Below are 26,315 nucleotides of genomic sequence, written 5' to 3' on the forward strand. Positions count from 1 at the left end.
AGTGGGTGCAGGTTTCACTGATCCTCTGGATGTGGTTATATCTGGCTTGCAATCGAAACAACGGGAATGGTGGTGCCATTCCCGTTTGGTTATCAGCGTTTCTTAAATGCAGCGGCCAGTGCGTCACCCATGACGCTGTTACCTGCCGGTGGGTTGTCCCCACTGCGGGGCCGGTTTTTACTGCCAGGCTGTCGCGGTGGTGTATTGTCCCGAGCCTCACTGCTCCGACGGCTGGTGGCTTCTCCCGGCTGCTCATCCAGGCGCATGGTGAGCGCGATGCGCTTACGTTGCAGATCCACTTCCAGCACTTTTACTTTCACGATGTCACCGGCCTTCACGACTTTGTGCGGGTCGTCCACATAACGGTCGGCTAGCGACGAAATATGTACCAAGCCGTCCTGATGCACCCCAATATCTACGAAAGCGCCGAAATTGGTCACGTTAGTGACCGCACCTTCCAGAATCATGCCCGGCATCAGATCATTCATCGTTTCCACGCCTTCGGCGAAGCTGGCGGTCTTGAACTCGGGCCGTGGGTCGCGCCCTGGTTTTTCCAGTTCTTTCAGAATATCGGTAACGGTTGGCAGGCCGAAACGTTCGTCAGTGAAATTCGTCGGTTTAAGGCTGCGCAATGCATTGGCGTTACCCATGATAGCCTGCAATTTTTGCTCGGTTGCCGCCAGAATACGCTCTACCAGCGGATAGGCTTCCGGATGAACGGTAGAGGCATCCAGTGGGTTGTCACCGTGGTTGATGCGCAGGAACCCCGCGCACTGTTCAAAGGCTTTCGGGCCCAAGCGGCTGACCTTTAACAGTTGATCGCGATTGCGGAAGCGCCCATTTTCATCACGCCAGGCCACCACATTTTGCGCCATCATGCGGGTGAGCCCGGCTACACGGGTCAGTAGTGGTACTGACGCGGTATTCAGATCGACACCGACAGCATTTACGCAGTCCTCTACCACAGCATCCAGTTTTTTCGCCAACAGGCTTTGGCTGACATCATGCTGATACTGGCCGACACCGATGGATTTCGGATCGATTTTGACCAGTTCGGCGAGCGGGTCTTGCAAGCGACGGGCGATAGATACCGCCCCACGCAAGGAAACATCCAAATCGGGGAATTCCAGCGCCGCTAGTTCAGAAGCCGAATAGACTGACGCACCTGCTTCACTGACGATCACTTTCTGTGCCTTGATATCCGGGAACTGTTTTTGGGTATCCAGAAAGAAACGTTCGGTTTCACGCGAGGCGGTGCCGTTACCAATCGCTACCAACTCAACCTGATGCTTGATGCACAATGCGGCGACGGAGGATGCGGCTTTGGCAGTCTGACCGGTGTGCGGATAAATAGTGTCGGTGGCGACCAATTTGCCAGTGGCATCCACCACCGCCACTTTTACACCAGTACGCAGACCGGGATCCAGTCCCATAGTGGCTCGCATCCCGGCTGGTGCCGCCATCAGCAAATCGTGCATATTACGGGCGAAGACGTTAATGGCTTCATCTTCCGCTTTTTCACGCACGCTGCTCATCAATTCAGTTTCCAGATGGAGTAGCACTTTAATACGCCAGGTCCAGTTCACTACCGCACGCCGCCAATCATCTGCCGGGGCGTTATTGAGACGCAATCCCAGGTGGTCGATGATTATCTGTTCGCAATGGCTTTCACGGGGCGGTTCATCAAATTGTGGATCGGCATTCAGTGATAATTGCAACACGCCTTCATTACGACCACGGAACATGGCCAGCGCTCGGTGAGAAGGAACCTGGGCAATCGGTTCGTGGTGTGAGAAATAGTCGCGGAATTTGGCACCGGATTCCTCTTTGCCTTCCACCACACCGGAAACCAGATGCGCGTTTTTCCATAGGTAGTTACGCACTTTGGCTAACAAGGCCGCATCTTCGGCAAAGCGTTCCATCAGGATGTAGCGTGCGCCGTCCAGCGCCGCTTTGACATCCGCCACACCGTTGTCGACATTAATGTAGGCTTCGGCGATCTGTTCCGGTGTCTGGCTCGGGTCATTCCACAGGCTGTCAGCTAGTGGTTCCAGTCCGGCTTCAAGGGCAATCTGCCCCCGGGTGCGGCGTTTGGGTTTATATGGGAGATAGAGATCTTCCAGTTCCGTTTTGTTAAGCGTCGTCTTGATGGCGGCTGCCAGTGGTTCGGTCAATTTGCCTTGTTCATCAATCGACTTCAGGATGGTTTGCCGGCGTTCTTCCAGCTCGCGCAGATAGACGAGACGAGTTTCTAACTGACGTAGTTGAGTATCGTCCAGTCCACCGGTAACTTCTTTACGGTAGCGGGCGATAAAGGGAACGGTGTTGCCTTCATCCAGCAACTGAATGGCCGCGCTGACCTGTTCGGTACGTGCCTGCAATTCGCCAGCAATAATCTTGTTTAATACGTTATTCATAATGTTGTCGGGTAGTGAGTCGTTGATTTAAGGATAAAACGCTGGGGGACAGTTATACGTATTGATGGCACAAAATGCCAGTTGTATGGCGAGGTGGTTTTTTGTGAACGATCAAAGAAGCGCCCTGCGTTATTGCAGGGCCGGAATGATTATCAGGTATGGGTTATGGCGTACAAAATGGCGCAATATAACGTTGATAGCGAGACTCTTTGAGTTTCTGAAGATCCACCAGCACCAGTCCATCAATGCAGTTGTTGAAGTCGGGATCAACACCAAAATCGATAAATCGAACGCCACCAGGTTCACACAATTCGGAATATTGCTTATAGAGAGTAGGGATAGAACAGCCCATATTACCGAGAATATTTTTCAGGCGGGCCAGATCCTGTTGATAATCAATACCTTCAAATTGTTTCAGCACATCGGGTAATGATGCTGGATAGGGTCGCCGTGACCGGGCCAGCAACTGGTCTGGTGCAAAATGTAGTCGGTAAAAGGCAATTAGCAAATCTCGGGCGGGCGGCGGTAATGTGCTAGACAGCGAAACCGGGCCAAACAGATAACGATACTGAGGATAGTGGGCCAAATAAGCACCAATACCCAGCCATAGGTACTCCAGACCGCGTTTACCCCAGTATTTAGGTTGGATGAAGCTGCGACCGAGCTCTATGCCACTAGCAAGTACCGGATTCATCTCTTCGCCATAATGGAACAAACTATGGCTATAGAGACCGTTTTCGCCTTTTTCGGCAATTAACTGTGCCGTAGGTGTAAAACGATAAGCGCCAACAATTTCCAGATCACTTTCATCCCACAAAATCAGGTGCAGATAGTCATCGTCAAAACTATCCAGATCTCGTCGTTTACCGGAGCCTTCACCCACGGCCCGAAAGGCGATTTCGCGCAGTCGGCCCAGTTCTCTCAGGAGTGGGACATAATCTTCATTACCACGCCGGTACAGATAGACAGTTTTGCCATCCGGTGTGGTACCCAATGTTTCGCAATTCGCCAGCGCTCGCTTGAGCAATATGCGATCTTCTGCCAGCGCGATGGGCTTCTCACCAGAAAAACAACCTGGCTTTCCCTGCCCCAGACGGTAAACATGACGTCGAAAACGGGCGGCCAGATCGTTAGGTTGAAAGTCGCCCTGACTCCAGATGGTGTAAGGAATACGGGCGCCAATCTTGATCCGCAGTTTATTACCCTGCTGGAGAAACATTTCCCGCACCAACAGCAGCGTGGACAGTGGTCGATATATCAGCGAGGAGAGATAGAACAGGCCACTATTGCGACCGCTAATATGAACCGGCACTATTGGCGCCCGCGCTTTGGCAGCCATGCGAATAAAGCCGCTGTGCCAGTGACCGTCACGGATCCCTTTCAGACTGATACGGGAAACTTCGCCAGCCGGGAACAAAATGATGGCACCGTCGTTGCTCAGGTGCTCCTGAATTGCGGCAATTTGATGGCGTTTAGTACGGTTGCTAAAGTTATCCACCGAGAAAAACAACTGTTTCAGCGCTTCTACATAAGATAATAGTTGGCTGGCAACAATACGCACATCCGGTCGGACACTGGCGACGGTGCGCAGTAGCGCCAGACCGTCGAGTGATCCGATTGGATGGTTGGCGACCAGTACCACAGGGCCCTGACTGGGGATGTTTTCCAGATCACCATCGATCATCTCGCAATCAAGATGTAAGTGATCCAGTATCTGCTCAACCAGATCCAATCCTTTCAGATGTGGATAACGTTGGGCAAACTCTTGCATTTCATTTTCGAATAACAGTGTGCGTAAAACCGAGCGTTGCCAAGGTGGCGTGTGGCGATGAGGTGCGACGTCTTGCAGTATGGCATCTAGACTGAACATAAATAGCTCTCCATAACCGACTGACGACACGCTAAGTGATGGAAATGACATCTTTATGTCAAAGTACAAATAATTTTTACCGATAGTAAGCAATTAACAACGCCGCTCTTCCCGGCAGGGAAGAGAAGCCTTGTTAATCAGAGAGTAAGCTCAGAATGGAACGCTGTTGGCGTGGAAATAATATCAACAGCATGTCTGGCTAGGAGAAACTACACAGACCGGACATTCAATCCGTAAAGCCTTTCTCCTGAGCATTAATTTGCCAGCGTAGTAGTGCAGGGTAAGCTGTGCTCTTTTGTCGAATTTCCGGGGGCGTGGTCCGACTTTCACTTTCTACCATCATTGGGTTGGTTGCACTCCAGGGGTAACGAACTGTACTGCCAATAGGCATCGCGCCCTGTGCATCGATCCACAGTACCTGATTGTAACCAAACGCCCGGCCAGGGTCGTCTTGCGGAGCGAGCATATTACGGCCACCCAGTGCCTGATAAGGCGTGTCGGACAAGCTGTAGGCATACAGTGTCGGCATAATGTCCTTATGTGATCCGGGACGGGTGGGATCAAAACGCCAGGCGCTGTGCTCCAGTATTGTCTTGGGAATATAAAGATAAAAGGGAACCGCGCGATCCAGAAAGAGTTCGTGCGGAGAGAGTGCTTTTAACCGACGCATCTGATGATCGCCGCTGGCCGCAATCAGCGTATTCTCACCGCAGCCTGAGGCTTTTACTGCCGAAACAAATTCACCCAGCGCATTAGTCGCATACTGGTAAGTCCGGCTGATTTCCTCCTGTTCCTCCTGGCTGACTTCGGCATGGGCCATCATGTCCGGCCCAGCATGTACTGGATTCGGGCGATATGTCGTCGGCACTTTGTACGGGGGATGGTTGGTGATAGTCAGTATGCTGATAAATAACGGTTGTTTGGCCTCAGATAGCAGTTTCTCCGCCATGCGGAAGGCATATTCGTCTGGTACGCCCCAGTCGGTTAAAGACTTAGCGGATTCAGGATAAGTTTCCATCAGTGAGCTTTGATCATAGATCTGATCAACGCCCAGGCGCGGCAGATAGTTACCAAAATTGCGCCACATCCGGCTGCCGGACGTGATGAAAATAATCTTGTAGCCCGCTTTTTTGTATGTGGCATACGGTGTGTCATTCAACGCCACATACTGGGCGGATGAGTGACTGATATTCTGCACCGGACTGTGGAAAAACAGCCCCGCGAAAGACGGTGCGGTGCCGTTCCCTTCGGAAACGAAACGGCGGAAAACAAAATCGCTGGTGAAGTGTGGGCGCAAGGCTCCCAGCATGTCGTTATCCGGTAAATGGTCGAAGGCCAGCATGTTGCTTCCCATGCTCTCCATCAAAGCAACGACCACATTAGGCTTGTGTTGCACCAGCCAGGGATTGGCTGGGGTACGTGCATCCAGCGACGCCAGCCCAGTCTGTCGCAGCAACGCTGCGCCGTCCTGATGCGAGACAGCGTTGAAGCTGACATCCTCATCACGGTCGCCCATCGCCCAGGCTGATGCCATTAACCCATTGGGAACCAGTTTGTTGAGAATGGTAATAGAGGAAATTTGTGAGTCATTACGACGTAGTGGGAAGGTATTCATGCTGCCACGAATCATGGCAAAAAACAGCATCAGGCTGATCAGTAGATAGCCGATAAATACGAGTCGGGAAAAAGGCTGTGGGGCGCGCGCCTCTGGAGCGAATGCTCTCTTGCCCAACCGCACCGACAGCAGACAAAACAGCACAATCGTCAGGAGTGCGATGACGACGGGATAATCCTGCCAGATATTCACTAATATAGCGTCGGTATCATCGTCAATCAGCCCGAAAGCGAAAATATCAATATAGGTGTGATAGGTCTGGTAATAGAAGTAGTTACTGATGGCGATAGTGATGGTGATGACGGTGATCAGCCCAAGATAAATCGGGGCCAGACGGCTCAGCCAACGCCAGCTGGTGGCGTGTAAACTCATCAGTAGACCGAATACTAGTAAAGGTGACAGTAAAATAGAGACGGCGCGTAAATCATAGCGTAACCCGGTCAGCCACATTCGGCTAATGGCATTGCCGTGCCCTGCCAACTGCTGTTGATCCGCAAACGTGTGGAACATGATAAAACGGGCAGCAAGCAAGAGCAGAGTAAGTAGAACAAGTTGCAGCCAAAGCGTTTTGAGCAGAACACGTGAACGCTGTTGATACATGTATTTTCCATTGTGTTAAATGTAGACAAGGGGAAAGATGCTACGCTACTTCGGCAGGGAAAGTCCGGGTAAAACATCTCGAATTCAGAAAAATATGACAGTTGTTCGTTTTTGGGCTCAACAAATTGGATTTTTATATTCTATTTTATTGATATACCAGATTTTATTACCGGTTGGCGTGGTAACCGACGCTTCTTCATCTACCGATTTTTTCAACAAAGCTCGGGCCATCGGTGAATCGATGGAAATATAATCTTTGCGGCCATAGATTTCATCTGGACCGACAATACGAAAGCGCTTGATTTCACCGGTTTCATTCTCCACCTCGACCCAGGCACCGAAAAAGACTTTGCCATCTTGTTGGGGAGAGTAATCTACCACCCGTACTACCTGTAGGCGTTTACGTAAATAACGTACACGTCGATCTATCTCACGCAACAAGCGTTTATTGTATTGGTAGTCTGCGTTTTCACTGCGATCACCCAGGCTGGCCGCCCAGGCTACTTTTTCCGTAATTTCCGGGCGACGTTCTTTCCACAGATAGTTCAGCTCCTGCTGTAGAGCTTCATAGCCTTCTCGGGTGATAAGATCGGTTTTCATATGCTTCGCTGGAATGTAAAAATTATTACTATAGTGTTATATACCCATCATCTTTCAAGCTGTAGATGCGCTGTCTGTTTTCGACCTCCAGTTTTTGGCTTGCGTCAGTGTCTGGGATTCATTCAGTTGTTGTCTGCATGTTGAAATCTGTGGTGTATGGACGCTTGCGATGACGTTAATCGCGAATAAGTTGTTATTTATGGCATGGTTAGCGCACGCAGACAAAGGAAACGTTTGATTACAACGTATTTTTATATTCCTTGTAACAATTTCGCTTAGAATGTATACCAGAAACAATTGTCAGTATGGTGTACGTTTTTGAACAATATTGAGCCCGGCGGCTATTACGTCTTTGGAGAATTAGAATGCAAGAAAATTATAAAATTCTGGTAGTGGATGACGACATGCGCTTGCGAGCGCTGTTAGAGCGTTATCTGACCGAACAGGGTTTTCAGGTACGTAGTGTAGCCAATGCTGAACAGATGGATCGTTTGTTGACGCGCGAGTCCTTTCACTTGATGGTGCTGGACCTGATGCTACCGGGTGAAGATGGTTTGTCTATCTGCCGTCGTCTACGTAGCCAAAGTAATCCTATGCCTATCATCATGGTGACGGCAAAGGGGGAAGAAGTGGATCGCATCGTCGGGTTGGAAATCGGCGCGGATGATTATATTCCTAAACCTTTCAACCCGCGTGAACTGCTGGCTCGTATCCGGGCGGTACTGCGCCGTCAGGCTAACGAACTGCCGGGCGCGCCGTCTCAGGAAGAGGCGGTCATCGCATTCGGCAAGTTCAAGCTGAATCTGGGAACGCGTGAAATGTTCCGTGATGATGAGCCTATGCCGTTGACCAGTGGGGAATTCGCTGTGTTGAAAGCATTGGTCAGCCATCCTCGGGAACCGCTGTCGCGTGACAAACTGATGAATCTGGCCCGTGGTCGTGAATACAGTGCGATGGAGCGTTCAATCGACGTTCAGATTTCACGCCTGCGCCGTATGGTGGAGGAAGATCCGGCACATCCACGCTACATCCAGACAGTATGGGGGTTAGGTTACGTCTTTGTTCCGGATGGCAGTAAAGCATGAGGCGATGGTATTTTTCTCCACGTAGCTCCTTTGCACGAACGCTGTTGCTAATAGTTACCCTATTGTTTGTCAGTCTGGTCACCACCTATTTGGTGGTGCTCAACTTTGCGATTCTTCCCAGCCTTCAGCAGTTTAATAAAGTGTTGGCTTATGAAGTCAGAATGTTGATGACCGATAAATTGCAATTGGAAGATGGGACGTCGCTGGAAGTGCCTCCGGCGTTCCGACGTGAGATTTATCGGGAACTGGGCATTTCTCTGTATACCAACGCAGCGGCGGAGGACAGCGGCCTGCGCTGGGCTCAGCACTACAAATTCTTGAGTGATCAGATGGCACAACAGTTGGGCGGGCCAACCGATGTGCGGGTGGAGGTCAGTAAAAATACGCCGGTAGTATGGCTGAAAACCTGGCTTTCACCGGATATCTGGGTGCGGGTGCCACTCACGGAAATTCATCAAGGCGATTTCTCCCCTCTGTTCCGTTATACGTTGGCCATTATGTTGTTGGTGATAGGTGGCGCCTGGCTGTTTATCCGGGTGCAGAACCGTCCGCTGGTGGAGCTGGAACACGCTGCCATCCAGGTAGGTAAAGGCATTATTCCCCCCCCTTTGCGAGAATATGGCGCGTCCGAGGTGCGTTCGGTTACCCGTGCTTTTAATCAGATGGCTTCTGGGGTGAAATTGTTGGCTGATGATCGCACCTTGCTGATGGCCGGGGTGAGTCATGATTTACGCACGCCGTTGACGCGTATTCGTCTGGCGACGGAAATGATGAGCAAGGATGACGATTACCTGGCGGAGTCGATTAATAAAGACATTGAAGAGTGTAATGCCATTATTGAGCAGTTTATCGACTATCTGCGTACTGGCCAGGAAATGCAGATGGAGGTTGCCGATCTGAACACTATTCTGGGTGAAGTGGTTGCGTCTGAAAGTGGTTACGAGCGTGAAATTGACAGCCATTTCTCAGAAGGGGAATTGTTGGTCAGAGCCAGTCCTTTATCCATTAAGCGTGCAGCGCTGAATCTGGTGGTGAATGCCGCTCGTTATGGCAATGGCTGGATTCGGGTCAGCAGCGGGCGTGAATTACAGCGCGCATGGTTCCAGGTAGAAGATGATGGCCCTGGTATTGAACCCGCGCAGCTAAAGCATCTATTTCAGCCGTTTGTTCGTGGTGACAGCGCCCGTAGTACGAGTGGTACTGGACTGGGATTGGCGATTGTTCAGCGGATTATAGACGCCCATAACGGAGGACTGGATGTCGGTACCAGTGACCGTGGTGGATTGAGTGTACGAGCCTATTTGCCATTGACCTTTGAGCCGCCGAAGACGGATCATCCATTGGCGTTGACTCGGGATTCAGATTAAAACGCCTGGTTTCCTGATTATCGTGTCTGCAAGTTTTCGGGGAAATCACCACGTTTGGTTCCTGTAGGGACGTCAAACGTGGTGATCGTCTTGAGTATCTCGTTTTTTTACATTACCTGATTACAGCGTCGGTCCGGCTTTGACCAATGCAGCACCGGCGGGTGTATCGGTGTACTTATCAAAGTTAGTCATAAAGCGCCGAGCCAGATCTTCGGCTTTCTCCTGCCATTGAGCCTTGTTTGCATAGGTATCCCGCGGATCGAGAATAGATGGATCCACGCCTGGCAAGGTTTTCGGGATGGCCAGATCGAAGATAGGCAATGTCTGCATATCTGCATCATCAATACTGCCACTCAGAATGGCATCAATAATGCCACGGGTATCTTTGATAGAAATACGTTTACCCGATCCGTTCCAACCGGTATTAACCAGATAGGCCCGTGCTCCTGCCGCTTTCATGCGTTTTACCAGCACTTCGGCGTATTGTGTTGGGTGCAGTGTCAGGAATGCAGCGCCAAAACAGGCCGAGAAGGTAGGGATCGGTTCCGTTACGCCACGCTCGGTGCCAGCCAGTTTGGCGGTGAAGCCAGATAAGAAGTGATACTGTGTCTGATCGGATGTCAGCATTGATACCGGCGGTAATACGCCAAATGCATCTGCCGTTAGAAAGATCACCTTGGTGGCGTGTCCGGCTTTGGACACAGGCTTCACAATGTTGTGGATGTGGTAGATAGGGTAGGAGACGCGGGTATTTTCGGTCTTTGAATTATCATTGAAATCGACCTTACCGTCCGCCAATACTGTGACGTTTTCCAACAGCGCATCGCGTTTGATGGCACCATAGATATCTGGCTCAGCTTCTTTGGATAGTTTGATGGTTTTCGCGTAGCAGCCACCTTCAAAGTTGAAAACGCCGTCATCATCCCAGCCATGTTCGTCATCACCAATCAACTGACGTTTGGGATCAGTAGACAAGGTGGTTTTCCCCGTACCGGAGAGGCCGAAAAATATCGCAACATCACCTTTTTCGCCCACGTTGGCCGAACAGTGCATGGCGGCAATACCTTTCAGTGGCAACAGGTAGTTCATGATGGAGAAGATGCCTTTCTTCATTTCGCCACCATACCAGGTACCGCCAATCAACTGGATACGTTCAGTGAGGTTGAAGGCAACGAAATTTTCAGAGTTTAATCCCTGCTCCTTCCATTGTGGATTGGTGCATTTTGCGCCATTCATTACCACAAAGTCAGGTTCGAAATCCTGTAGATCTTCATCACTGGGACGGATAAACATGTTCTTCACAAAGTGCGCCTGCCAGGCCACTTCGGTGATGAATCGGACTTTCAGCCGGCTATCAGCATTGGCACCACAGAAGGAATCTACAATGAACAAGCGTTTGTCGGATAACTGCTGGGCAACTAACTGTTTCAGATGCTGCCAGAGTTCCTGACTAAGCGGATGGTTATCGTTTTTGCCCTTTCCTTGATCGGACCACCAGACGGTATCTCGAGTTACATCATCGCGAACGATGTATTTATCCTTGGGAGAGCGCCCGGTAAAAATGCCCGTGTCAACTGAAACAGCACCCAGTTGGGTTTCGATGCCACGTTCATAGCCTTGCAGGGTAGGAGATATCTCTTCTTGGAACAGTAAATCATAGCTCGGATTGTAGACAATTTCGCTGACATCACGGATACCATATGCCGCTAGAGCTTCTGGTGTAATACCTTTTATCTGCATCTTGCTACTCCTCAATTGTTATAGTCATACTATTAATGAATTGTAGAGAAAAAGTGTATTTTAACAGCGATAACAATCATAAAATTAAATAAATTTATTAATAACTTTGCTTGTACATTCGTAGGGAAATCAGGCAGATGAGGTATTTTTTAGTGAAAAAGCAGAGAAAAGGGCACTAGCGTGCCCATCATGAGAATGCAAGGGTTAGTGTAGCGTGTTACCAACAGAGGCGTGCCGAATGTCTTGTATATCGGCAGCGCTGAAAATGTAATGGCTACCACAGTAGTCACAGTGCATGTCAATTTCACCATCCTGCGCCAGCATGTCGTCGACTTCAGTTTCTGGCAGCGTCATTAGTGCATCAGCACAACGCTCGCGGGAGCATTGGCAACTAAAAGTGATAGGTTGTGGTTCATACAGCGTGACGTTTTCCTGATGATACAGGCGGTAAAGTACATCGTTGGCTGGCAGAGAGAACAATTCTTCACTTTTTACGGTGTCGGTCAACTGAGACAGATGCTCGAAATCATCACGGTTGCCGCCCTGAGTGGGTAGTACTTGCAGTAACATACCAGCAGCAGACATGTTGTTTTCATGTTTTCCGGTGCGGATAAACAGACGAGTCGGCAACTGTTCGGACTGCAGGAAGTAGTTTTCCAGGCAGGCGGCGACATCTTCTCCATCAAGCCCCACGACACCCTGATAACGTTCACCTTCGGTTGGTGTAATGGTAATCACCAGATAACCGTTGCCGACCATTTCCCGCAGTGTGCTGCCTTCGGCAATTTCTCCCTGCAGACGGGCGACACCACGCATTTTCTGCTGATGATTGCCATTAATCACCGCTAGTTTTAATGGGCCATCACCTTGCAACTGTACGGTAATATCGCCGCTGAATTTTAGTGTGGCGGTTAGCAAACTGGTAGCAACCAGCATTTCACCCAGCAGTCTCTGGACCGGCACTGGATAGTCATAATTTGCCAGCATGCGCTGAAATGTGTCGCTTACCGTTACTAACTCGCCACGAACGGCGTGATTTTCAAACAGATAGCGATGTAGTTGGTCATGATGGGCCATAATTGTCTCTCTTGATGACTGCGGATTATTCCGTGTCACTGTATTTAAATTTAATCAAATCCCGTCGCTCTTTTTTATCCGGGCGCCGATCCGGATGTGGCATGGACAGGGTGTTCATTTTTCTGGCTTGTGCCAGTTTTTCACGTTTTTCGATGCTTTCCGGCGTTTCCTGATACATGGCCTGTGCTTGTGTCGCAGAGCGCCGTTGAGCACTAAGCGCACAAACGACAACGACGCGCTCGTCGTTTCCCTGGCGCAGTTTGATTTCGGCATTAAGTTCCACCAACTTGCTTGGTTTACTACGCTGGCCGTTATAATGAATCTTGCCGCCTTCCACCATTTCCCGCGCGATGGCTCGGGTTTTATAAAACCGGGCAGCCCAAAGCCATTTATCCAGCCGAACGCTATCATCATCATCACGTTGGGTTTCTTTGCTCATGAGTGCTCCTGATGGTGGTTGGAATCCGATTGATAGATAGCCGGTAATAGCGACAGATAATTGTTCATGGCTGGGTGTTGCGTGAAACTTTTTTCCTGCTGGCCGGAGTCAGGATTACTGACCCCGAGACAGTAGCGGATACCAAATGCTTTGGCCGCATCCAGAATGGGTTCGCTGTCGTCCACAAACAAGGTTCTGGTCGGGTTGAATCCCGTATGCGCCTGCACCGCATGCCATAAACGTTGATCTTCCTTTGGATACCCATAAGTATGGGTAGAAAGTAATAAATCAAGGTGCTGATCAAGGCCGGTATGGGTGACTTTTATCGCCAGACTGTGGGGATGCGCATTGGTCAGCAGGATAGTTCTCCGGCCGCTTTCTCTCAGTGCTGCCAGGAATGGCGCGGTATCGTCACGCAAACGAGCCCGCGGGCCGATATCACTGGTCATTTGGCGAATATCCAACCTCAGCCGTTCACTCCAGTAGTCGAAACAGTACCAGTCAAGCGTATGCTGTACAGCCCGGTATTCCGTGGTGATGAGCTGTTTTGCCTGTTCAAGGCTTATCCCGCGTTGGGCACTTAGGGACTGCGGCACCAGTTGCAGCCAAAAGTAACTGTCAAAGGCCAGATCAAGCAGGGTGCCGTCCATATCCAGCAAGACGGTATCAATCTCATTCCAGTTAAATGTGGGACTCATAAACGCTCCAGATGAAACACCGTGATATCTGGTGGTGGATATCGCGTCAAAAGATGCTATCAGCGTAGCATACCTACCGACGGATCCAGCGCTGTTTACCGATGGAAAACATTAGCGGATGAGAGGAAAAGTGGGTGTTGATGGCACCAGATGACGGTCATAGTATTGCTGGATATTGGCAATTCTCTGTCGACTGTGGCGGTGTTTGACAGCGAATAACACGATATTCACCACCAGAATGACGGAGAACAGCAAGAATAGCAGACAGGAACCAAGATAACGCCACAATGTGACGGCATCGGGTTCGCTATGTAGTGAGATATGGCGGGTACCGTTGGCATCAATGCTGATCTGGGTAATGACGCCGCTGGCCTTAAACGGTGTATGCAGCAGCATGGACGATAGGCGCTGAAGCTCCAGCCATTGTTCTGCCGGAGGATAATTCTGTATCGGTGTGGCGGGCAACGGATATGAGACAAACTGCTGACCTTCGTCGCTGCGAATCAGAAAACCGCCGGGCGGTGGGCTATTCAACGAGTTGGCGGCGTTGGTGATTTCCTGATAATAGAAGTAGTCAGCGGCGTTGTTCACCAGAGATTCCAGTGTTTCGGCACTGACAGGCCGTAATACAACGTTCATCCCGTTCAATGCGCCAGAACGGGCACGTTTGACCAGCAGGTTCCAACTTTTTGCATTACCCAGGTTGGTTAAGGCGTTTTTCAGTCGGACACAGTTGTCATCTTTTTCACACAGATCTTCGGTTTTCAGTATGATGTCGGAAAAATTGCTCAGTAAAATCATGCCTGACTTTTGAATAGTGCTGGCTAACGGCGAACTGAGCCTACCGTCATTGGTGTCTTGCGGATGCAACTGTTCATTCACGGTTTTTAACAGTGCTGAGGCTTTCTCAACAATGTCTGATTCGGGAGCCGGTAGTGGTTCTGCTTTATTCCAGTAGATAGCTGAGCAGTCAAATGGTGTGAAAGGGTTCTTTTTGGGCGCAGTATCATTTGAATTGATAGGTGGGACGTAGCACATACCCGTACCTTTAACTTCTAGAGTATCACCGATGTGCAGCGACTTGTTTTCAAGCTCACCGACTTGAGTCACTTTGATATTTTCCACCCCTTGCATCCAGGCCATGCTGAGTTTGAGTGGCAAATCCAGCGGAACAGAACTGACTAATAGCACCAGGCTGACTAACGAACCACAGGCCAGTAACAGATTTCTCCCCCAGCGTTGTAGCGGAAAGTATTTCACCTCATTGTGTAATGACAGGTACTGTCCTTGCCGGATAACCTGCCGATTTAAATAAATATCAATATCGGTTTTTCTACCCAGATCATAATTGACGTAAGGTTGCCAGTGGGAAGGATAGATGAGGTCGATATTACCGAGTGAAATATTACCGAACTGACCTTGATTGGACTCACCAAACAATCCCAGACACTGTGGTGTTCCATTCAGACAATGGACTTCCAGCCGTTCTTTCTCGCTTGCGGGACGGAACCATTCCCAACAGCACCATAATGCTATCAGACACGCAATACCAGCTAGCCAAGGTAGTAGCGCCAGTGGGCTGTTCAGACTGAATACCAGCATGAAAAAAGCCAGACTGAGGAGCCCGGCTTCTTTGATCCCACGGGAGCGATGAATGGCATGCTCTTCACGAGTTTCCTTGCGAATTGTCACCAGTTCGGTAGGTTCGTTTTCTTCTTTTCGTATAAAAGCTTTTTCGATGGGGATTTCTGTTCCTGACAGGGTCTCCGGGTTGTTAACAAACTCCGTCAGGGAGTGGCCGTTGAAGGAGATAACCAGTGGAATGGAACGAGTCTTGATCAGCTCGATTTCATTATTCTGCGTTATGTATTGTTCCCAAATCGCGGGGAGATGAATTTCCTGGGTATCAATGTAGTAACGCCATTTATTGGGTGCATCGGTACTGATGCCGTAGCGGGTAATGCTATGTGTAATGGGATAAACCCGGCTACCGGGCAGCAGTTGTGGAAGCAAAGGTAAGGACATCGTCAGCGGCAGGAGTATCGTTTTATCAAGGGCGTTCAGCGTCAGGTAGTGTTCCACAGCGACACGCTCTGACGATGTCAGATGACGATGTCCTGAAGGCACGACCGGCAAGTGTTTGACAAAAAGAAAACGACGATACATATGATAGCCAATGAAACCCCCGACGGTGATCAGACTGGTAAACAATACAGCCAATATGATGAGTATTGCGCTCATATTATCTCCATCTAACAGCCTAGGGTTCTCTTTGTTTTTTCGGATACTAACAAAATTACATCGATAATGTTAACCCATGTTATTTCGTTAGCTGCCTTTATTAATTGAAGTTACCCAATATTACTTATGTAATAGATTATGTTAACAATCAAGATGAGTAGCTTAAATGAGGATAATCTGAATTTTATCTAACCTATTGACTTTTATTTTTTACTTTAACAAAAGTAATGTGTGTTGCATGTTGTGAAAACGTAAAAACACTATGGTAAAATTGTGGGCAGTGTCACTGTTAAGGCAAAACGTGATACACCAAACTTATTTTGAATGAATGTTTTTCGTTCGGCGACACATCTCTTTTGGCTAGGGCATCGGTTGCCTTTTCTGATTGTAGATCAAAGCGTCGTTTCGGTAGTCCGTTCCTTATGGGGCCATGATGAATAGTAACCTGCAAAAACCCAAAATCCTTAAGGTTGAGACCGTTGCCCGCTCACGTCTGTTTGATGTGGAATCGGTGGATTTGGAGTTCAGCAATGGCGCACGTCGTGTTTATGAACGTATGCGCCCCTCCGGTCGGGAAGCGGTCATGATTGTGCCCGTCATTGACGATAATTTGCTGCTGATTCATGAATACGCTGTCGGTATTGAACAGTATGAACTGGGCTTCCCAAAAGGATTGATTGATCCTGGCGAAACTGTCTTTGAAGCGGCAAATAGAGAGTTGATGGAAGAAGTGGGGTTTGGTGCAGAGCGTATCGATTTGCTGGCAACATTGACGATGGCGCCGTCTTATTTTTCCAGTCAAATGAGCATTGTGATTGCCCATGGCCTTTATCTAAAAAGTCTTCCAGGTGATGAACCTGAACCGATGCCGCAAGTTCGCTGGCCATTGCAAAATATGATGGCATTGCTTAACGAACCGGATTTCCGTGAGGCACGTAACGTTAGTGCTCTGTTTCTTGCTCAGAATTGGTTAAATCAGCAATAACAGTTGTGCAGAATAGAGAAAAGGCGCGGGAATCGCGCCTTTTTGTCGGCTATTGAAACGGCTATGTCACCTAAAACAGTTCTTTTGATTGGCCATTGTCCATTAATGTCGTCCCTGCTTCATGAACGCCATAATCCAATGGTTGGGTACCATCAATGAAGTATTCCAGTCGACTGTTACTGCCACCGTTTGACAACTTGCCGCTGCTACGATCAATGAGCACGCTGACAATCCCCGGTGGTACGGGTGTCTTCTGTTCAGGGACGCCTGCCAGTGCGGCTTTCATAAAATCATCCCACGCTGGTTGTGCGCTCTTGGCACCACCTTCATAACCGGAAATTTGATCGTGGATGGCACCGGAAAAGGTACTTCGGCCGAGGTCGCGACGATGGTCGTCAAACCCTATCCAGACTGAAGCAACAATATTCGGACCATAGCCGGAGAACCAGGCATCTTTCGAGCTATTGGTCGTACCCGTTTTGCCTCCAATATCATGGCGTTTCAGAACCTTGCCGGCACGCCACCCCGTTCCCATCCAGCCTGGCCCGCCAAAAATGTTACTGTTCAATGCGTCTTTAATCAAAAACGCTAGCGGTGTACTGATAACATGGGGCGCATAATCATTGGCTTCTTGCATGGCAGCTTCCGGTGGTGTAATGGGATCCGGCTGCAAAACGGGTGAACTCCCGGGAACGGGGGGTTCCTTCGATGTTGCTATATTCTCCATATTGTCATCAGACAATATGGCCGAACGCGGAGTATCACCATAAATCACCGGTAGGTCGCAGCTATTACACACTATCTTCGGTGTAGCTTTGTATAATGTATTTCCGGTTTCATTTTCTATCTTACTGATAAAGTAAGGGTCAACCAGATAGCCACCGTTGTCCATCACGGCGTAACCTCTGACAACTTGCAATGGTGTGAAGGACGCGGCACCCAATGCCAGCGATTCGGTATGGATGATGTTCTGTGCTGGGAAGCCGAAACGTTGCAGGTACTTCGCTGCATAATCGACACCCATGGCACGCATGGCTCGCACCATGACAACGTTTTTAGATTGACCAAGTCCCTGACGTAATCGAATAGGGCCTTGATAAACCGGTGGCGAGTTTTTGGGGCTCCAGTCTGAACCTGCGCCAGGATCCCAACGGGTGACGGGAGCGTCGTTCAGGATGGTAGCCAGCGTCAACCCTTTATCCATCGCGGCCGTGTATAAGAACGGTTTGATGTTTGAGCCAACTTGGCGCAGTGCCTGAGTGGCACGGTTGAATTTGCTCAGGTTAAAGTCAAAACCACCCACCAATGCCAGAATAGCGCCATTATTCGGATTGAGTGAAACCAGTGCTGAGTTTACTTCCGGTATCTGTGCCAGCCACCAGTCGTTATCCACTTTTCTTACCCAAATCTGCTGACCTGCCTGGATCACATCGGTGACTCGCTTCGGCGTCGCGCCTTGAGAGAGATCAGATCTATAGGCCCGAGCCCAGCGTATACCGGCCATCGGTAATTCGATCTGGTTCCCATCGGCCATCAGGGTCAAGGCCTTATCTGCCTGGGCTTCGGTCACGACGGCAGGAAATAATGGGCCGTAGACCGGCAGTTTTTTTAGTGCATCGACGATTTTTTCTTGCGACCAGGCTGGCATTCCTGCTGACCATAACCTCTGGCTCGCACCACGATAACCGTGACGCATATCATAGGCTAGCACGTTGTTACGTAATGACTCTTCCGCAGCCAGCTGGAGTTTTTTTGTAATGGTGGTGTAGACCTTATAGCCATCGCTGTATGCATCTTCACCATAGCGTTTGACCATTTCCTGACGCACCATCTCCGCTATGTAAGAAGCAGAAAACGAAATCTTCGGTGCGTGGTAATCCGCAATCGGTTTTTCGTTACGAGCCTGATCATACTGTGCCTGAGTGATGTAGTTTTCATCCAGCATGCGAGACAGAACCACATTTCGACGGGCGACGGCACGGTCATAAGAGTAAAGCGGATTGAAAGTAGAAGGCGCTTTAGGTAGACCGGCAATCATCGCCATTTCTCCCAGCGTCAGCTGGTCTACGGGGCGGCCGAAATAAACCTGTGCCGCAGCCCCGACACCATAGGCGCGATAACCGAGATAAATTTTGTTGAGATATAGCTCAAGGATTTCATCCTTGCTCAGCAATTGCTCGATGCGGATAGCCAGAAACGCTTCTTTGATTTTACGCAGCAGTGTGCGTTCCGGGCTCAGGAAGAAGTTACGGGCCAACTGTTGGGTAATGGTACTGGCCCCTTGCGAAGCATGGCCAGATATCAGGGCAACCGATGCGGCCCGGATAATACCTTGAGGGTCTACACCATGGTGTTCGTAGAACCGACTGTCTTCAGTGGCAATAAATGCGTGGATCAGCATAGGCGGTATCTGGTCCAGCTTCAGGGGAAGACGGCGTTTTTCACCGAACTGGGCAATCAGTTCTCCGTCAGCACTGTAAACCTGCATTGGTGTCTGCAACCGGATATCTTTCAGTGTGGTGACATCGGGTAATTGTGGCTCGATATAGCGATAAAGACCATATAGCGAGGCAGCTCCCAACAGGATGCAAGTCACTGCAAGGATGAAAAAATACTTTACGAACTTCACCTGGGATTTTCCATTCGGTAGCGGTTTAAGAGTCGATAAACATTCGCACGCTAGTATAAAGGTAAGCCATCACGGTGGATACGTTCTTTTAACGGACGATAGGGAGATCAATTGAATATGGCTTACCACATCTGGCAGGTTGGCGTAGATATACAAAATGGCTGCATGCGCGCTTTGGCCGTTCAGCGCTGCCGTCATGGCTGGCAGCTCCGCCATTGGTGGCAATTTCCTTTGCCGGGCGATACGTTACGTTCAGGGAGCCTATACCATGCTGACGGGCTTTGTGAAATTTTGCGTCAGTGGCGCAGAGAACTGCCTCGTTTCATTTCGCTGCGGGTCGGATTTCCTGCATCACAGATATTGCAACAACGTCTACCCCAACCAGACAAACGTCTGCGTGAGCCGGCGCGTGGCGAATATATTGAAAAAATGGCGCTACGGAAACTTCCGGTTAGCCGTGACATGCTGGCACTTGATTATCGTACTGATCCACAAATAGCGGATACGTTATTGGTAACTGCAGCTAGAAACGCAGAGCTGGTCGCTTGGCAGGACTGTTTCAGCCAGTCTGGTCTGAAGCCTGAAGTGATGGATATTACACCCTGTGCGTTACGTTGTATGGCGCAGCAAGCTGGGCTGTTATCTGAACGCCTGCTGTTGCATCGTTTCGACGATCACTGGCTCTGGACCTCGCCGCTGGATCATCCCCTGCATTTCGGCACATTTCAACCTGAAGATATAACTGATAAACAAGCGTTAATTTCACATCTGAGTACCTGCTATCAAATGGCTACTGAAGAGCCCATTTATTGCAGTTCATCCATTGCTGATGATTTATCCGGTATGTCAGAAATGCTGATCTCCTGGTCGCCGCTAGTCGCATTTCACCAGCAGCATCCTCCGTTACCCCCAATGCCTTCAGCATTTGTCATCGCGGGCGGGCTGGCATTACGGCCTGGAGATACTTACTGATGTTGCAGGTTAATCTTTTACCTTGGCGTAAACGACATATCAAATGGCGTATATGGCAATGGCTGATATTACTTTTACTGCAGATTGCCATCGCGCTTCTGGTAATGACAGTCGTTGTCCTTATCCAACAACGGCAGCAGGATGCAATAGGCACCACACTCAGAGAAGTGCAAGTAAAGCAGGCAGCGTATGAAACGCTATACCGACAAACACGACAGGCGTGGCGTGAGATGGAGAAATATCAGGCTCGGTTAGCCAACGAGGAACAGGGGCGCCGTAGCAATCAGCGTTATGAGGAATTATTGATGCGTCTGCCTACTTTCATGCCGGATTCCCTATGGTTGACCGCATTGAGTGATACCGGTAATGCGTTACATCTTTCAGGTGTCAGCAGTCAGTATGACGCTATTATCGATTTTACGGATGCACTGGCTCGTGAGCCGTTTATCCAGCAGGTTGTGTTACATCAGACTCAGCGTTCAGCACAGGACGATACGCTGCTCAGTTTTATATTGCGGCTTGAATGGCGTAGCCACGATAAGCAGAAAGGAGAGCGCCAGTGAAGTATGCGGCAATATGGATGAATACGCCTTTCCGGGTATTGCTTGCTGCACAATTTGGTGTGGTGGTGAGCCTTACCGCGCTGGTTGGCGGGAGTGTTATCATCAATAAACGTCAGTATCTGGATCAGACACGACAACAGCTAATTGAAAGTCGGCAATATACTGGGCAACTCATACAGCAGTTAGCCAGGCTACCTACGCTTTCCCAACTGCAACAACAACTGGCAGCTCGCCGGTTGCCTGATACAACCTTATCTTCTGACAACATCGCGACATTACTGGCAATACCGTTAAATCAGTCTGATGCCAGGCTGATTTCCTGGCAGCCCTCGTCGACTGAGGCTGCGGAACCGTTTTCCCCTAACTGGCGATTGATGCTTAATACCGATTATTCAGGTCTGATGTCTTTTTTGAAAAGTTTCAATGCGTTACCTGCTGTGCTGCGTATTAGTCAACTCGTGATCAAAAAAGAGATTAACGGGTTACGGGTAGAGCTTTCCCTGTCTCTGCCCTTTCAACAAGGGAGCTCGTCATGAACGGATATACGCGGTGGGTAGTGATGGTCGCATGGCTTGGCATGGGGAATGGCAATGCGTCAGATATCAGTGGGCGAGATCCTTTCTTGCCAGCAGTCAAAGTCAGCTGTAATGAGGTAAGTCCATCGTCTTTATGGACGTTGAGAGGGCTTGTTGGCGATGCAACACAATGGGTGGGATGGCTGGAGCGACCAGAAAAACCGTGGTTGCGTATCAAGTATGGAGACCTTATCCAGCCAGAAGGTCTCCAGGTTGTAAGGTTAGATAAAACAGGTGTGGTATTCCGTGTCAACGAAGCGCAGGCGCATTGTGGAGAGACTGAAATCATGCTGGCTTCACCCTTTGCTAACAAGGAATCGAAGCATGGGTGACACGAGGGTGAGTACCCATCGAAAAGCGATGGGATACCAGATAGTAATGATGTTAGCACTACTGTTTTTCAGCTTGTCTGCTGTAGCTGGAACGAAAGACAGTCCAGTTTCACTGGCATTTGATAATTCACCGGTACAAAAGGTTTTGCAGGTATTGGCTGAACATCGGCAGTTGAATCTGGTGGTCGCTCCAGGGGTTGAGGGATCGATCAGCGTGAATCTGAATGGCGTCCCTTGGCAACAGGCGCTAGACATCATTCTACGTTTGGGAAAGCTGACCTTGGAACGGGAAGGAAATGTGCTGATGGTTTACCCGGCGGATCATCTTAAAGAGGTACAACAACAACAGAAAGAGCGAGAGGCACAGCAACAGCAGCAACAACCCTTGCACAGCCTGTCAGTAGCATTGCAGTATGCTGATGCCACGGAGGTGGTATCCAGTCTCCAGGGACAGCGAGGTACGTTACTTACTGAACGAGGCAGAGTAACTGTGGACAAAAGGACCAATACACTATTAGTGAGAGATACTGCTCATGCTCTGGCCCAGATGGAACCCTGGATTAAGGCGCTGGATAAGCCATTGGCACAGGTCCAACTGGCCGCGCACATTGTTACTATCAGTAGTGAGAATTTACAGGCATTGGGTGTCAATTGGGGGTTGGGGGAGGAGGGCGCGACCAGTCAGGCTCTGCGTCTGAATAATTTTAACATCAACCTACCGGTGGAAACACCGACAATCAATGCAGGATTCCATTTGGCACGTCTTAATGGAAGGTTGCTGGATTTGGAGTTGATGGCGCTGGAACAGGAAAATGAAGTGGAAATCATTGCCAGTCCTCGTCTGATTACCGCTCATCAACAGACTGCGAGCATTAAGCAAGGGACTGAAATTCCTTATCAGGTTTCCAGCGGAGCTAGTGGCTCCACCTCTATCGAATTCAAGGAGGCAGTACTGGGTATGCAGGTTACGCCGAAAATTCTGCATGGCGGGTTAATTACACTCAATTTGCTAATCAGTCAAAACATGCCAGGAAGGACAATCAAGCAGGGGGAAGGTGAGGCATTAGCTATTGATAAACAGGAGATTCAAACACAGGTAACAGTAGCTGATGGCGAAACCATTGTGCTGGGGGGGGATTTTTCAACAACAAAAAAATAAGGATAGTAACCAGATACCGGGTCTGGGGGGGGTTGCCTTGGGTAGGTAATCTGTTTAAAAGTAGTAACCTGCAGAACACCAGACGGGAATTGGTTATTTTTATCACACCGACCCTCATTCAGTCGATGCAACAAGTAGCGAAGGTTGCAATTAATAATAAAAATAAGATGAATTTTTAACAATGAGTCACTATTTTCGTCAATTATTGTGTTCTCAGTTTGACGCTGCGACGGTTTTAGCATACAAGGATTAGCGAATTGAGCACTAAAGTGTTGTTCCACCGGAGATGTCGATAAAACGTACTATTTACCCTTATGCGGTAAGTCTCGCGTTTATTCGGTTGCCAAACTACCCTGAGTATTGAGATAATTTTTTGTCTGATTCTCGCACTATCGCTCATGAGGTTTCAGTTTAGGTTCCGCCGCAGGTTCCATTGGCGGGGCGGGTTATCATTAACGAATTGTCTTAGTAATACCAAAAAACATGGCAGAGAAACGCAATATCTTTCTGGTTGGGCCTATGGGTGCCGGCAAAAGCACTATTGGCCGTCAGTTAGCTCAGCAACTCAATATGGAGTTCTTCGACTCCGATCAAGAAATTGAGCGACGCACTGGGGCTGATGTGGGTTGGGTATTCGATTTGGAAGGCGAAGAAGGCTTCCGTGATCGTGAAGAGAAAGTCATTAATGAATTGACGGAAAAGCAAGGGATCGTCCTGGCGACAGGCGGGGGCTCAATAAAGTCGCGCGAGACTCGCAATCGGCTTTCTGCGCGGGGCGTCGTCGTTTATCTAGAAACAACCATTGAGAAGCAACTGGCTCGCACACAGCGCGATAAAAAACGGCCGTTGCTTCATGTCGAGACACAACCGCGAGAAGTGTTGGAAATGTTGGCGAAAGAACGTAATCCTTTGTATGAAGAAATCGCTGATGTCACTATTCGCACCGATGAACAAAGCGCTAAGGTAGTTGCTAACCAGATTATTAGTATGCTGGAAAACAACTGAGTTTGAACATTGCTTGCATAACGCAGGTTTCTGACAGGTCAATAGTACACGCATGGAAAGAATTACCGTAACGCTGGGGGAGCGTAGCTACCCGATTACGATAGCCGCTGGGTTGTTTAATGACCCTGCTTCTTTTCTGCCGCTGAAAGCGGGCGATCAAGTAATGTTGGTGACCAATGAAACGTTGGCACCGTTATACCTTGATACTGTGCGTGATGTGTTGGTAAAGAATAGTATACGGGTTGACCAGGTTATTTTGCCAGACGGTGAGCAGTACAAATCACTGGCGATACTGGACCAGGTTTTCTCAGCGCTACTGGCTAAACCTCATGGCCGGGATACTACGTTGATCGCACTGGGTGGCGGCGTAATTGGTGACCTTACCGGTTTTGCCGCTGCCAGCTATCAACGTGGCGTACGCTTTATCCAGGTCCCTACCACATTACTATCTCAGGTTGACTCTTCTGTGGGCGGTAAAACAGCTGTTAATCACCCGCTGGGGAAGAATATGATCGGGGCCTTTTATCAGCCAGCTTCGGTGGTGATAGACCTCAACTGTCTGAAAACGTTACCTGCGCGGGAGCTTTCTTCCGGTCTGGCCGAAGTGATCAAATATGGCATTATCCTTGATTATGCGTTCTTTGAGTGGCTGGAGCTGAATATTGAGACAGTGTGCAAGCTTCAGGATGCATCACTGGCTTATTGTATTCGTCGCTGCTGTGAGCTGAAGGCAGAAGTGGTAGCTGCAGATGAACGTGAAACAGGTCTGCGTGCCTTATTGAATTTAGGCCATACTTATGGACATGCCATTGAAGCGGAAATGGGTTATGGCAACTGGCTGCATGGTGAGGCAGTCGCGGCAGGAATCATGATGGCAGCTCATACTGCCAGACGTCTTGGGCAGTTTTCTTCCTCTGACGTAGAGCGTGTCAAATTGTTATTGTCACGTGCCGGGTTGCCGGTTCATGGCCCTCAGCAAATGGCCCCTGAATCTTATTTGCCACATATGATGCGGGATAAAAAAGTACTGGCGGGGGAACTGCGTTTGGTGTTGCCAACCGCTATTGGTCAATCTGAAGTGTGCAGCGGTGTTCCCCATGAGCTTGTTCTGGCGTCAATTGCAGATTGTCTTCCCTGAGGAAGGCATTTTTCTGGTTAACCAGAACTGGCGAGTTCCCGATACTTTGTTAAAATACAAGGCATTGTAATTTAGTGACGCGCGGGTAGCCGATATCCGCAGACATTAGCCTTTCAGTAGGGGGAGGGGTTTAAATGGGTGAGTTCAATCCGGAAGATGACCTTAAGCCGGATGCCAGCGATCATCGGCCACCACGCCAGCAAAAAAAACGTAATGGGTTTGCCATTTCCAGCGTGGCGTTGTCCAGACAATACGTGATGATTGGCATTGGTATTCTGGTACTACTGCTATTGATCATAGGTATTGGTTCCGCACTACAGGCGCCACCGCCTCAACAGGCCTCCCAGCAGCCAGCAACCATAGCGAAGAATATTGATCTGTCGTCGTCATCTTCTACAGCACAAGGTACTCCGGCACCTGTCGTCGGGAATAATGTCAATGCTATTACGCCACAGACGTTGAGTGCTCCTCCGATTTCCGACACACCAACGCAGGCGCCGTTGCAACCGCAGAATGCAAATCAACAACGAATTGAATTGCCGGGTAATATTGCTGATACGCTTTCTCAACCACAGAAACAGGATCGAATTAATGCATTTACTCAGGAGGACATGGGTAATCATGCAGGTTTATCAACGTTACCTACTACTCCAGCGACCGTGACGCCGCCGCCCGGAACTCGTTCTCCGAGTGAAAAAATGTCGAACTCTTCGTCGAAGAGGGTTTCACCGGAGCATCAGGTACCGGTAAAAAGTACGTACAGTAGGCCAAAAACACCGACGACGGCAGTGGCACCGGCGCCTTCCAGTAAAGTGGCAACAAGTTCCAGAGGTTCCGCTTCGACTGTCGGCAGTCTGGGCGTCGCCATCAAAAATGCACCAGCTAGTTATTTTACACTGCAACTGAGTGGCGCTTCCCACGAGAATTCGTTGAAAGCCTACGCCAGAGCGCAGAAGTTGACTAACTATTGGGTGTATAAAACCAAGCGTGATGGACAGCCTTGGTATGTGTTGGTCAATGGTGTTTATGCATCTTCTGGCGATGCCAGGCGTGCTGTTGTGTCTTTGCCAGCAGATGTCCAGGCAAAAAAACCATGGGTTAAGCCGATCCGTCAGGTGAAGCAAGACTTGAGTAAGTAATACTAATTAAGCCCTGATGTGCGGTCTGAAACAGAGTACAATCCGTGGCTCTGTAACGTATGAGTAGCT

Annotated in this window: 20 protein-coding genes and 1 pseudogene; 11 read left to right on the plus strand and 10 right to left on the minus strand. The window is 49.4% G+C overall.

Features of this window, described 5'->3' with window-relative positions; translation table 11 throughout:
- Positions 1 to 92: 92 nt before the first annotated feature.
- The 4 genes from PCO85_01770 to greB all read right to left on the minus strand — a co-directional run bounded on the left by PCO85_01770 (position 93) and on the right by greB (position 7,102).
- The gene (locus PCO85_01770; protein ID WJV54235.1) at positions 93 to 2,417 is read right to left on the minus strand and encodes a Tex family protein; all 2,325 of its coding nucleotides are present in this window, start codon (positions 2,415 to 2,417) and stop codon (positions 93 to 95) included.
- A gap of 163 nt (positions 2,418 to 2,580) precedes the next feature.
- Positions 2,581 to 4,287 carry a GNAT family N-acyltransferase gene (locus PCO85_01775; GenBank protein WJV54236.1) on the minus strand — a complete coding sequence of 569 codons (1,707 nt, stop codon included), beginning with the start codon at positions 4,285 to 4,287 and terminating at the stop codon, positions 2,581 to 2,583.
- 226 nt (positions 4,288 to 4,513) lie between these two features.
- Positions 4,514 to 6,502, minus strand: a complete 1,989-nt coding sequence (locus PCO85_01780; protein ID WJV54237.1) for a sulfatase-like hydrolase/transferase — start codon at positions 6,500 to 6,502, stop codon at positions 4,514 to 4,516.
- Positions 6,503 to 6,619: 117 nt separating this feature from the next.
- Positions 6,620 to 7,102: a transcription elongation factor GreB gene (gene greB / locus PCO85_01785; protein WJV54238.1), complete on the minus strand. Its 483-nt coding sequence runs from the start codon at positions 7,100 to 7,102 to the stop codon at positions 6,620 to 6,622.
- A gap of 365 nt (positions 7,103 to 7,467) precedes the next feature.
- On the opposite strand from greB, the gene ompR reads away from it, so the two are divergent.
- Together ompR and envZ are read left to right on the plus strand one after the other, a co-directional pair.
- The gene (gene ompR / locus PCO85_01790) at positions 7,468 to 8,187 is read left to right on the plus strand and encodes a two-component system response regulator OmpR (GenBank protein ID WJV54239.1); all 720 of its coding nucleotides are present in this window, start codon (positions 7,468 to 7,470) and stop codon (positions 8,185 to 8,187) included.
- Positions 8,184 to 9,554, plus strand: coding sequence for a two-component system sensor histidine kinase EnvZ (gene envZ / locus PCO85_01795; protein WJV54240.1), 1,371 nt, complete (start codon positions 8,184 to 8,186; stop codon positions 9,552 to 9,554). Before ompR ends, envZ begins: the two co-directional genes overlap by 4 nt.
- A 120-nt stretch (positions 9,555 to 9,674) precedes the next feature.
- On the opposite strand, the gene pckA is transcribed toward envZ, so the two are convergent.
- The 5 genes from pckA to PCO85_01820 all read right to left on the minus strand — a co-directional run bounded on the left by pckA (position 9,675) and on the right by PCO85_01820 (position 15,749).
- The gene (gene pckA / locus PCO85_01800; protein ID WJV54241.1) at positions 9,675 to 11,294 is read right to left on the minus strand and encodes a phosphoenolpyruvate carboxykinase (ATP); all 1,620 of its coding nucleotides are present in this window, start codon (positions 11,292 to 11,294) and stop codon (positions 9,675 to 9,677) included.
- A gap of 204 nt (positions 11,295 to 11,498) precedes the next feature.
- A complete protein-coding gene (gene hslO / locus PCO85_01805) occupies positions 11,499 to 12,371 on the minus strand; it encodes an Hsp33 family molecular chaperone HslO (GenBank protein ID WJV54242.1) in 873 nt (290 codons plus the stop codon).
- 25 nt (positions 12,372 to 12,396) lie between these two features.
- Positions 12,397 to 12,810 carry a ribosome-associated heat shock protein Hsp15 gene (gene hslR, locus PCO85_01810; GenBank protein WJV54243.1) on the minus strand — a complete coding sequence of 138 codons (414 nt, stop codon included), beginning with the start codon at positions 12,808 to 12,810 and terminating at the stop codon, positions 12,397 to 12,399.
- Positions 12,807 to 13,508 carry a GMP/IMP nucleotidase gene (gene yrfG / locus PCO85_01815; GenBank protein ID WJV54244.1) on the minus strand — a complete coding sequence of 234 codons (702 nt, stop codon included), beginning with the start codon at positions 13,506 to 13,508 and terminating at the stop codon, positions 12,807 to 12,809. Before yrfG ends, hslR begins: the two co-directional genes overlap by 4 nt.
- Before the next feature lie 111 nt (positions 13,509 to 13,619).
- The gene (locus PCO85_01820; GenBank protein ID WJV54245.1) at positions 13,620 to 15,749 is read right to left on the minus strand and encodes an intracellular growth attenuator family protein; all 2,130 of its coding nucleotides are present in this window, start codon (positions 15,747 to 15,749) and stop codon (positions 13,620 to 13,622) included.
- A gap of 433 nt (positions 15,750 to 16,182) precedes the next feature.
- On the opposite strand from PCO85_01820, the gene nudE reads away from it, so the two are divergent.
- Complete coding sequence (gene nudE, locus PCO85_01825; GenBank protein ID WJV55962.1) at positions 16,183 to 16,734, plus strand: ADP compounds hydrolase NudE; 552 nt, start codon at positions 16,183 to 16,185, stop codon at positions 16,732 to 16,734.
- Positions 16,735 to 16,804: 70 nt separating this feature from the next.
- Here nudE and mrcA read toward each other — a convergent pair whose 3' ends face one another.
- Positions 16,805 to 19,363 carry a peptidoglycan glycosyltransferase/peptidoglycan DD-transpeptidase MrcA gene (mrcA, locus tag PCO85_01830; GenBank protein WJV54246.1) on the minus strand — a complete coding sequence of 853 codons (2,559 nt, stop codon included), beginning with the start codon at positions 19,361 to 19,363 and terminating at the stop codon, positions 16,805 to 16,807.
- 117 nt (positions 19,364 to 19,480) lie between these two features.
- Here mrcA and pilM point away from each other — a divergent pair, with 117 nt between their 5' ends.
- The 8 genes and pseudogenes from pilM (at position 19,481) to PCO85_01870 (ending at position 26,246) form a co-directional block, all read left to right on the plus strand.
- Complete coding sequence (gene pilM / locus PCO85_01835; GenBank protein ID WJV54247.1) at positions 19,481 to 20,335, plus strand: pilus assembly protein PilM; 855 nt, start codon at positions 19,481 to 19,483, stop codon at positions 20,333 to 20,335.
- A complete protein-coding gene (locus tag PCO85_01840) occupies positions 20,335 to 20,898 on the plus strand; it encodes a PilN domain-containing protein (GenBank protein WJV54248.1) in 564 nt (187 codons plus the stop codon). The genes pilM and PCO85_01840 overlap by 1 nt, the downstream gene beginning before the upstream one ends.
- The gene (locus tag PCO85_01845; GenBank protein WJV54249.1) at positions 20,895 to 21,434 is read left to right on the plus strand and encodes a hypothetical protein; all 540 of its coding nucleotides are present in this window, start codon (positions 20,895 to 20,897) and stop codon (positions 21,432 to 21,434) included. The genes PCO85_01840 and PCO85_01845 overlap by 4 nt, the downstream gene beginning before the upstream one ends.
- Positions 21,431 to 21,805 carry a DUF2531 domain-containing protein gene (locus tag PCO85_01850; protein ID WJV54250.1) on the plus strand — a complete coding sequence of 125 codons (375 nt, stop codon included), beginning with the start codon at positions 21,431 to 21,433 and terminating at the stop codon, positions 21,803 to 21,805. Before PCO85_01845 ends, PCO85_01850 begins: the two co-directional genes overlap by 4 nt.
- A 28-nt stretch (positions 21,806 to 21,833) precedes the next feature.
- Positions 21,834 to 23,143: pseudogene (gene hofQ, locus PCO85_01855) on the plus strand (DNA uptake porin HofQ).
- A 304-nt stretch (positions 23,144 to 23,447) separates the two neighbouring features.
- A complete protein-coding gene (aroK, locus tag PCO85_01860) occupies positions 23,448 to 23,969 on the plus strand; it encodes a shikimate kinase AroK (GenBank protein ID WJV54251.1) in 522 nt (173 codons plus the stop codon).
- Positions 23,970 to 24,021: 52 nt separating this feature from the next.
- Entirely contained in the window at positions 24,022 to 25,107 is a 1,086-nt protein-coding gene (gene aroB / locus PCO85_01865) for a 3-dehydroquinate synthase (GenBank protein ID WJV54252.1), read from the plus strand.
- Between the two features lie 134 nt (positions 25,108 to 25,241).
- Positions 25,242 to 26,246 (plus strand): SPOR domain-containing protein, encoded by a 1,005-nt coding sequence (locus PCO85_01870; GenBank protein WJV54253.1) that lies wholly within the window; start codon positions 25,242 to 25,244, stop codon positions 26,244 to 26,246.
- Positions 26,247 to 26,315: the final 69 nt, after the last annotated feature.

It is taken from the genome of Prodigiosinella aquatilis (assembly GCA_030388725.1).
Taxonomy (GTDB): Bacteria; Pseudomonadota; Gammaproteobacteria; order Enterobacterales; family Enterobacteriaceae; genus Prodigiosinella; species Prodigiosinella aquatilis.

Bases quoted from the DNA above. Each gene is read 5' to 3' on its own strand.
- yrfG (WJV54244.1), bottom strand. From the start codon at position 13,508: ATGAGTCCCACATTTAACTGGAATGAGATTGATACCGTCTTGCTGGAT.
- PCO85_01780 (WJV54237.1), bottom strand. From the start codon at position 6,502: ATGTATCAACAGCGTTCACGTGTTCTGCTCAAAACGCTTTGGCTGCAA.
- aroB (WJV54252.1), top strand. From the start codon at position 24,022: ATGGAAAGAATTACCGTAACGCTGGGGGAGCGTAGCTACCCGATTACG.
- PCO85_01870 (WJV54253.1), top strand. From the start codon at position 25,242: ATGGGTGAGTTCAATCCGGAAGATGACCTTAAGCCGGATGCCAGCGAT.
- PCO85_01775 (WJV54236.1), bottom strand. From the start codon at position 4,287: ATGTTCAGTCTAGATGCCATACTGCAAGACGTCGCACCTCATCGCCAC.
- PCO85_01850 (WJV54250.1), top strand. From the start codon at position 21,431: ATGAACGGATATACGCGGTGGGTAGTGATGGTCGCATGGCTTGGCATG.
- ompR (WJV54239.1), top strand. From the start codon at position 7,468: ATGCAAGAAAATTATAAAATTCTGGTAGTGGATGACGACATGCGCTTG.
- aroK (WJV54251.1), top strand. From the start codon at position 23,448: ATGGCAGAGAAACGCAATATCTTTCTGGTTGGGCCTATGGGTGCCGGC.
- hslO (WJV54242.1), bottom strand. From the start codon at position 12,371: ATGGCCCATCATGACCAACTACATCGCTATCTGTTTGAAAATCACGCC.
- PCO85_01840 (WJV54248.1), top strand. From the start codon at position 20,335: ATGTTGCAGGTTAATCTTTTACCTTGGCGTAAACGACATATCAAATGG.
- envZ (WJV54240.1), top strand. From the start codon at position 8,184: ATGAGGCGATGGTATTTTTCTCCACGTAGCTCCTTTGCACGAACGCTG.
- pilM (WJV54247.1), top strand. From the start codon at position 19,481: ATGGCTTACCACATCTGGCAGGTTGGCGTAGATATACAAAATGGCTGC.
- nudE (WJV55962.1), top strand. From the start codon at position 16,183: ATGAATAGTAACCTGCAAAAACCCAAAATCCTTAAGGTTGAGACCGTT.
- pckA (WJV54241.1), bottom strand. From the start codon at position 11,294: ATGCAGATAAAAGGTATTACACCAGAAGCTCTAGCGGCATATGGTATC.
- PCO85_01770 (WJV54235.1), bottom strand. From the start codon at position 2,417: ATGAATAACGTATTAAACAAGATTATTGCTGGCGAATTGCAGGCACGT.
- hslR (WJV54243.1), bottom strand. From the start codon at position 12,810: ATGAGCAAAGAAACCCAACGTGATGATGATGATAGCGTTCGGCTGGAT.
- greB (WJV54238.1), bottom strand. From the start codon at position 7,102: ATGAAAACCGATCTTATCACCCGAGAAGGCTATGAAGCTCTACAGCAG.
- PCO85_01820 (WJV54245.1), bottom strand. From the start codon at position 15,749: ATGAGCGCAATACTCATCATATTGGCTGTATTGTTTACCAGTCTGATC.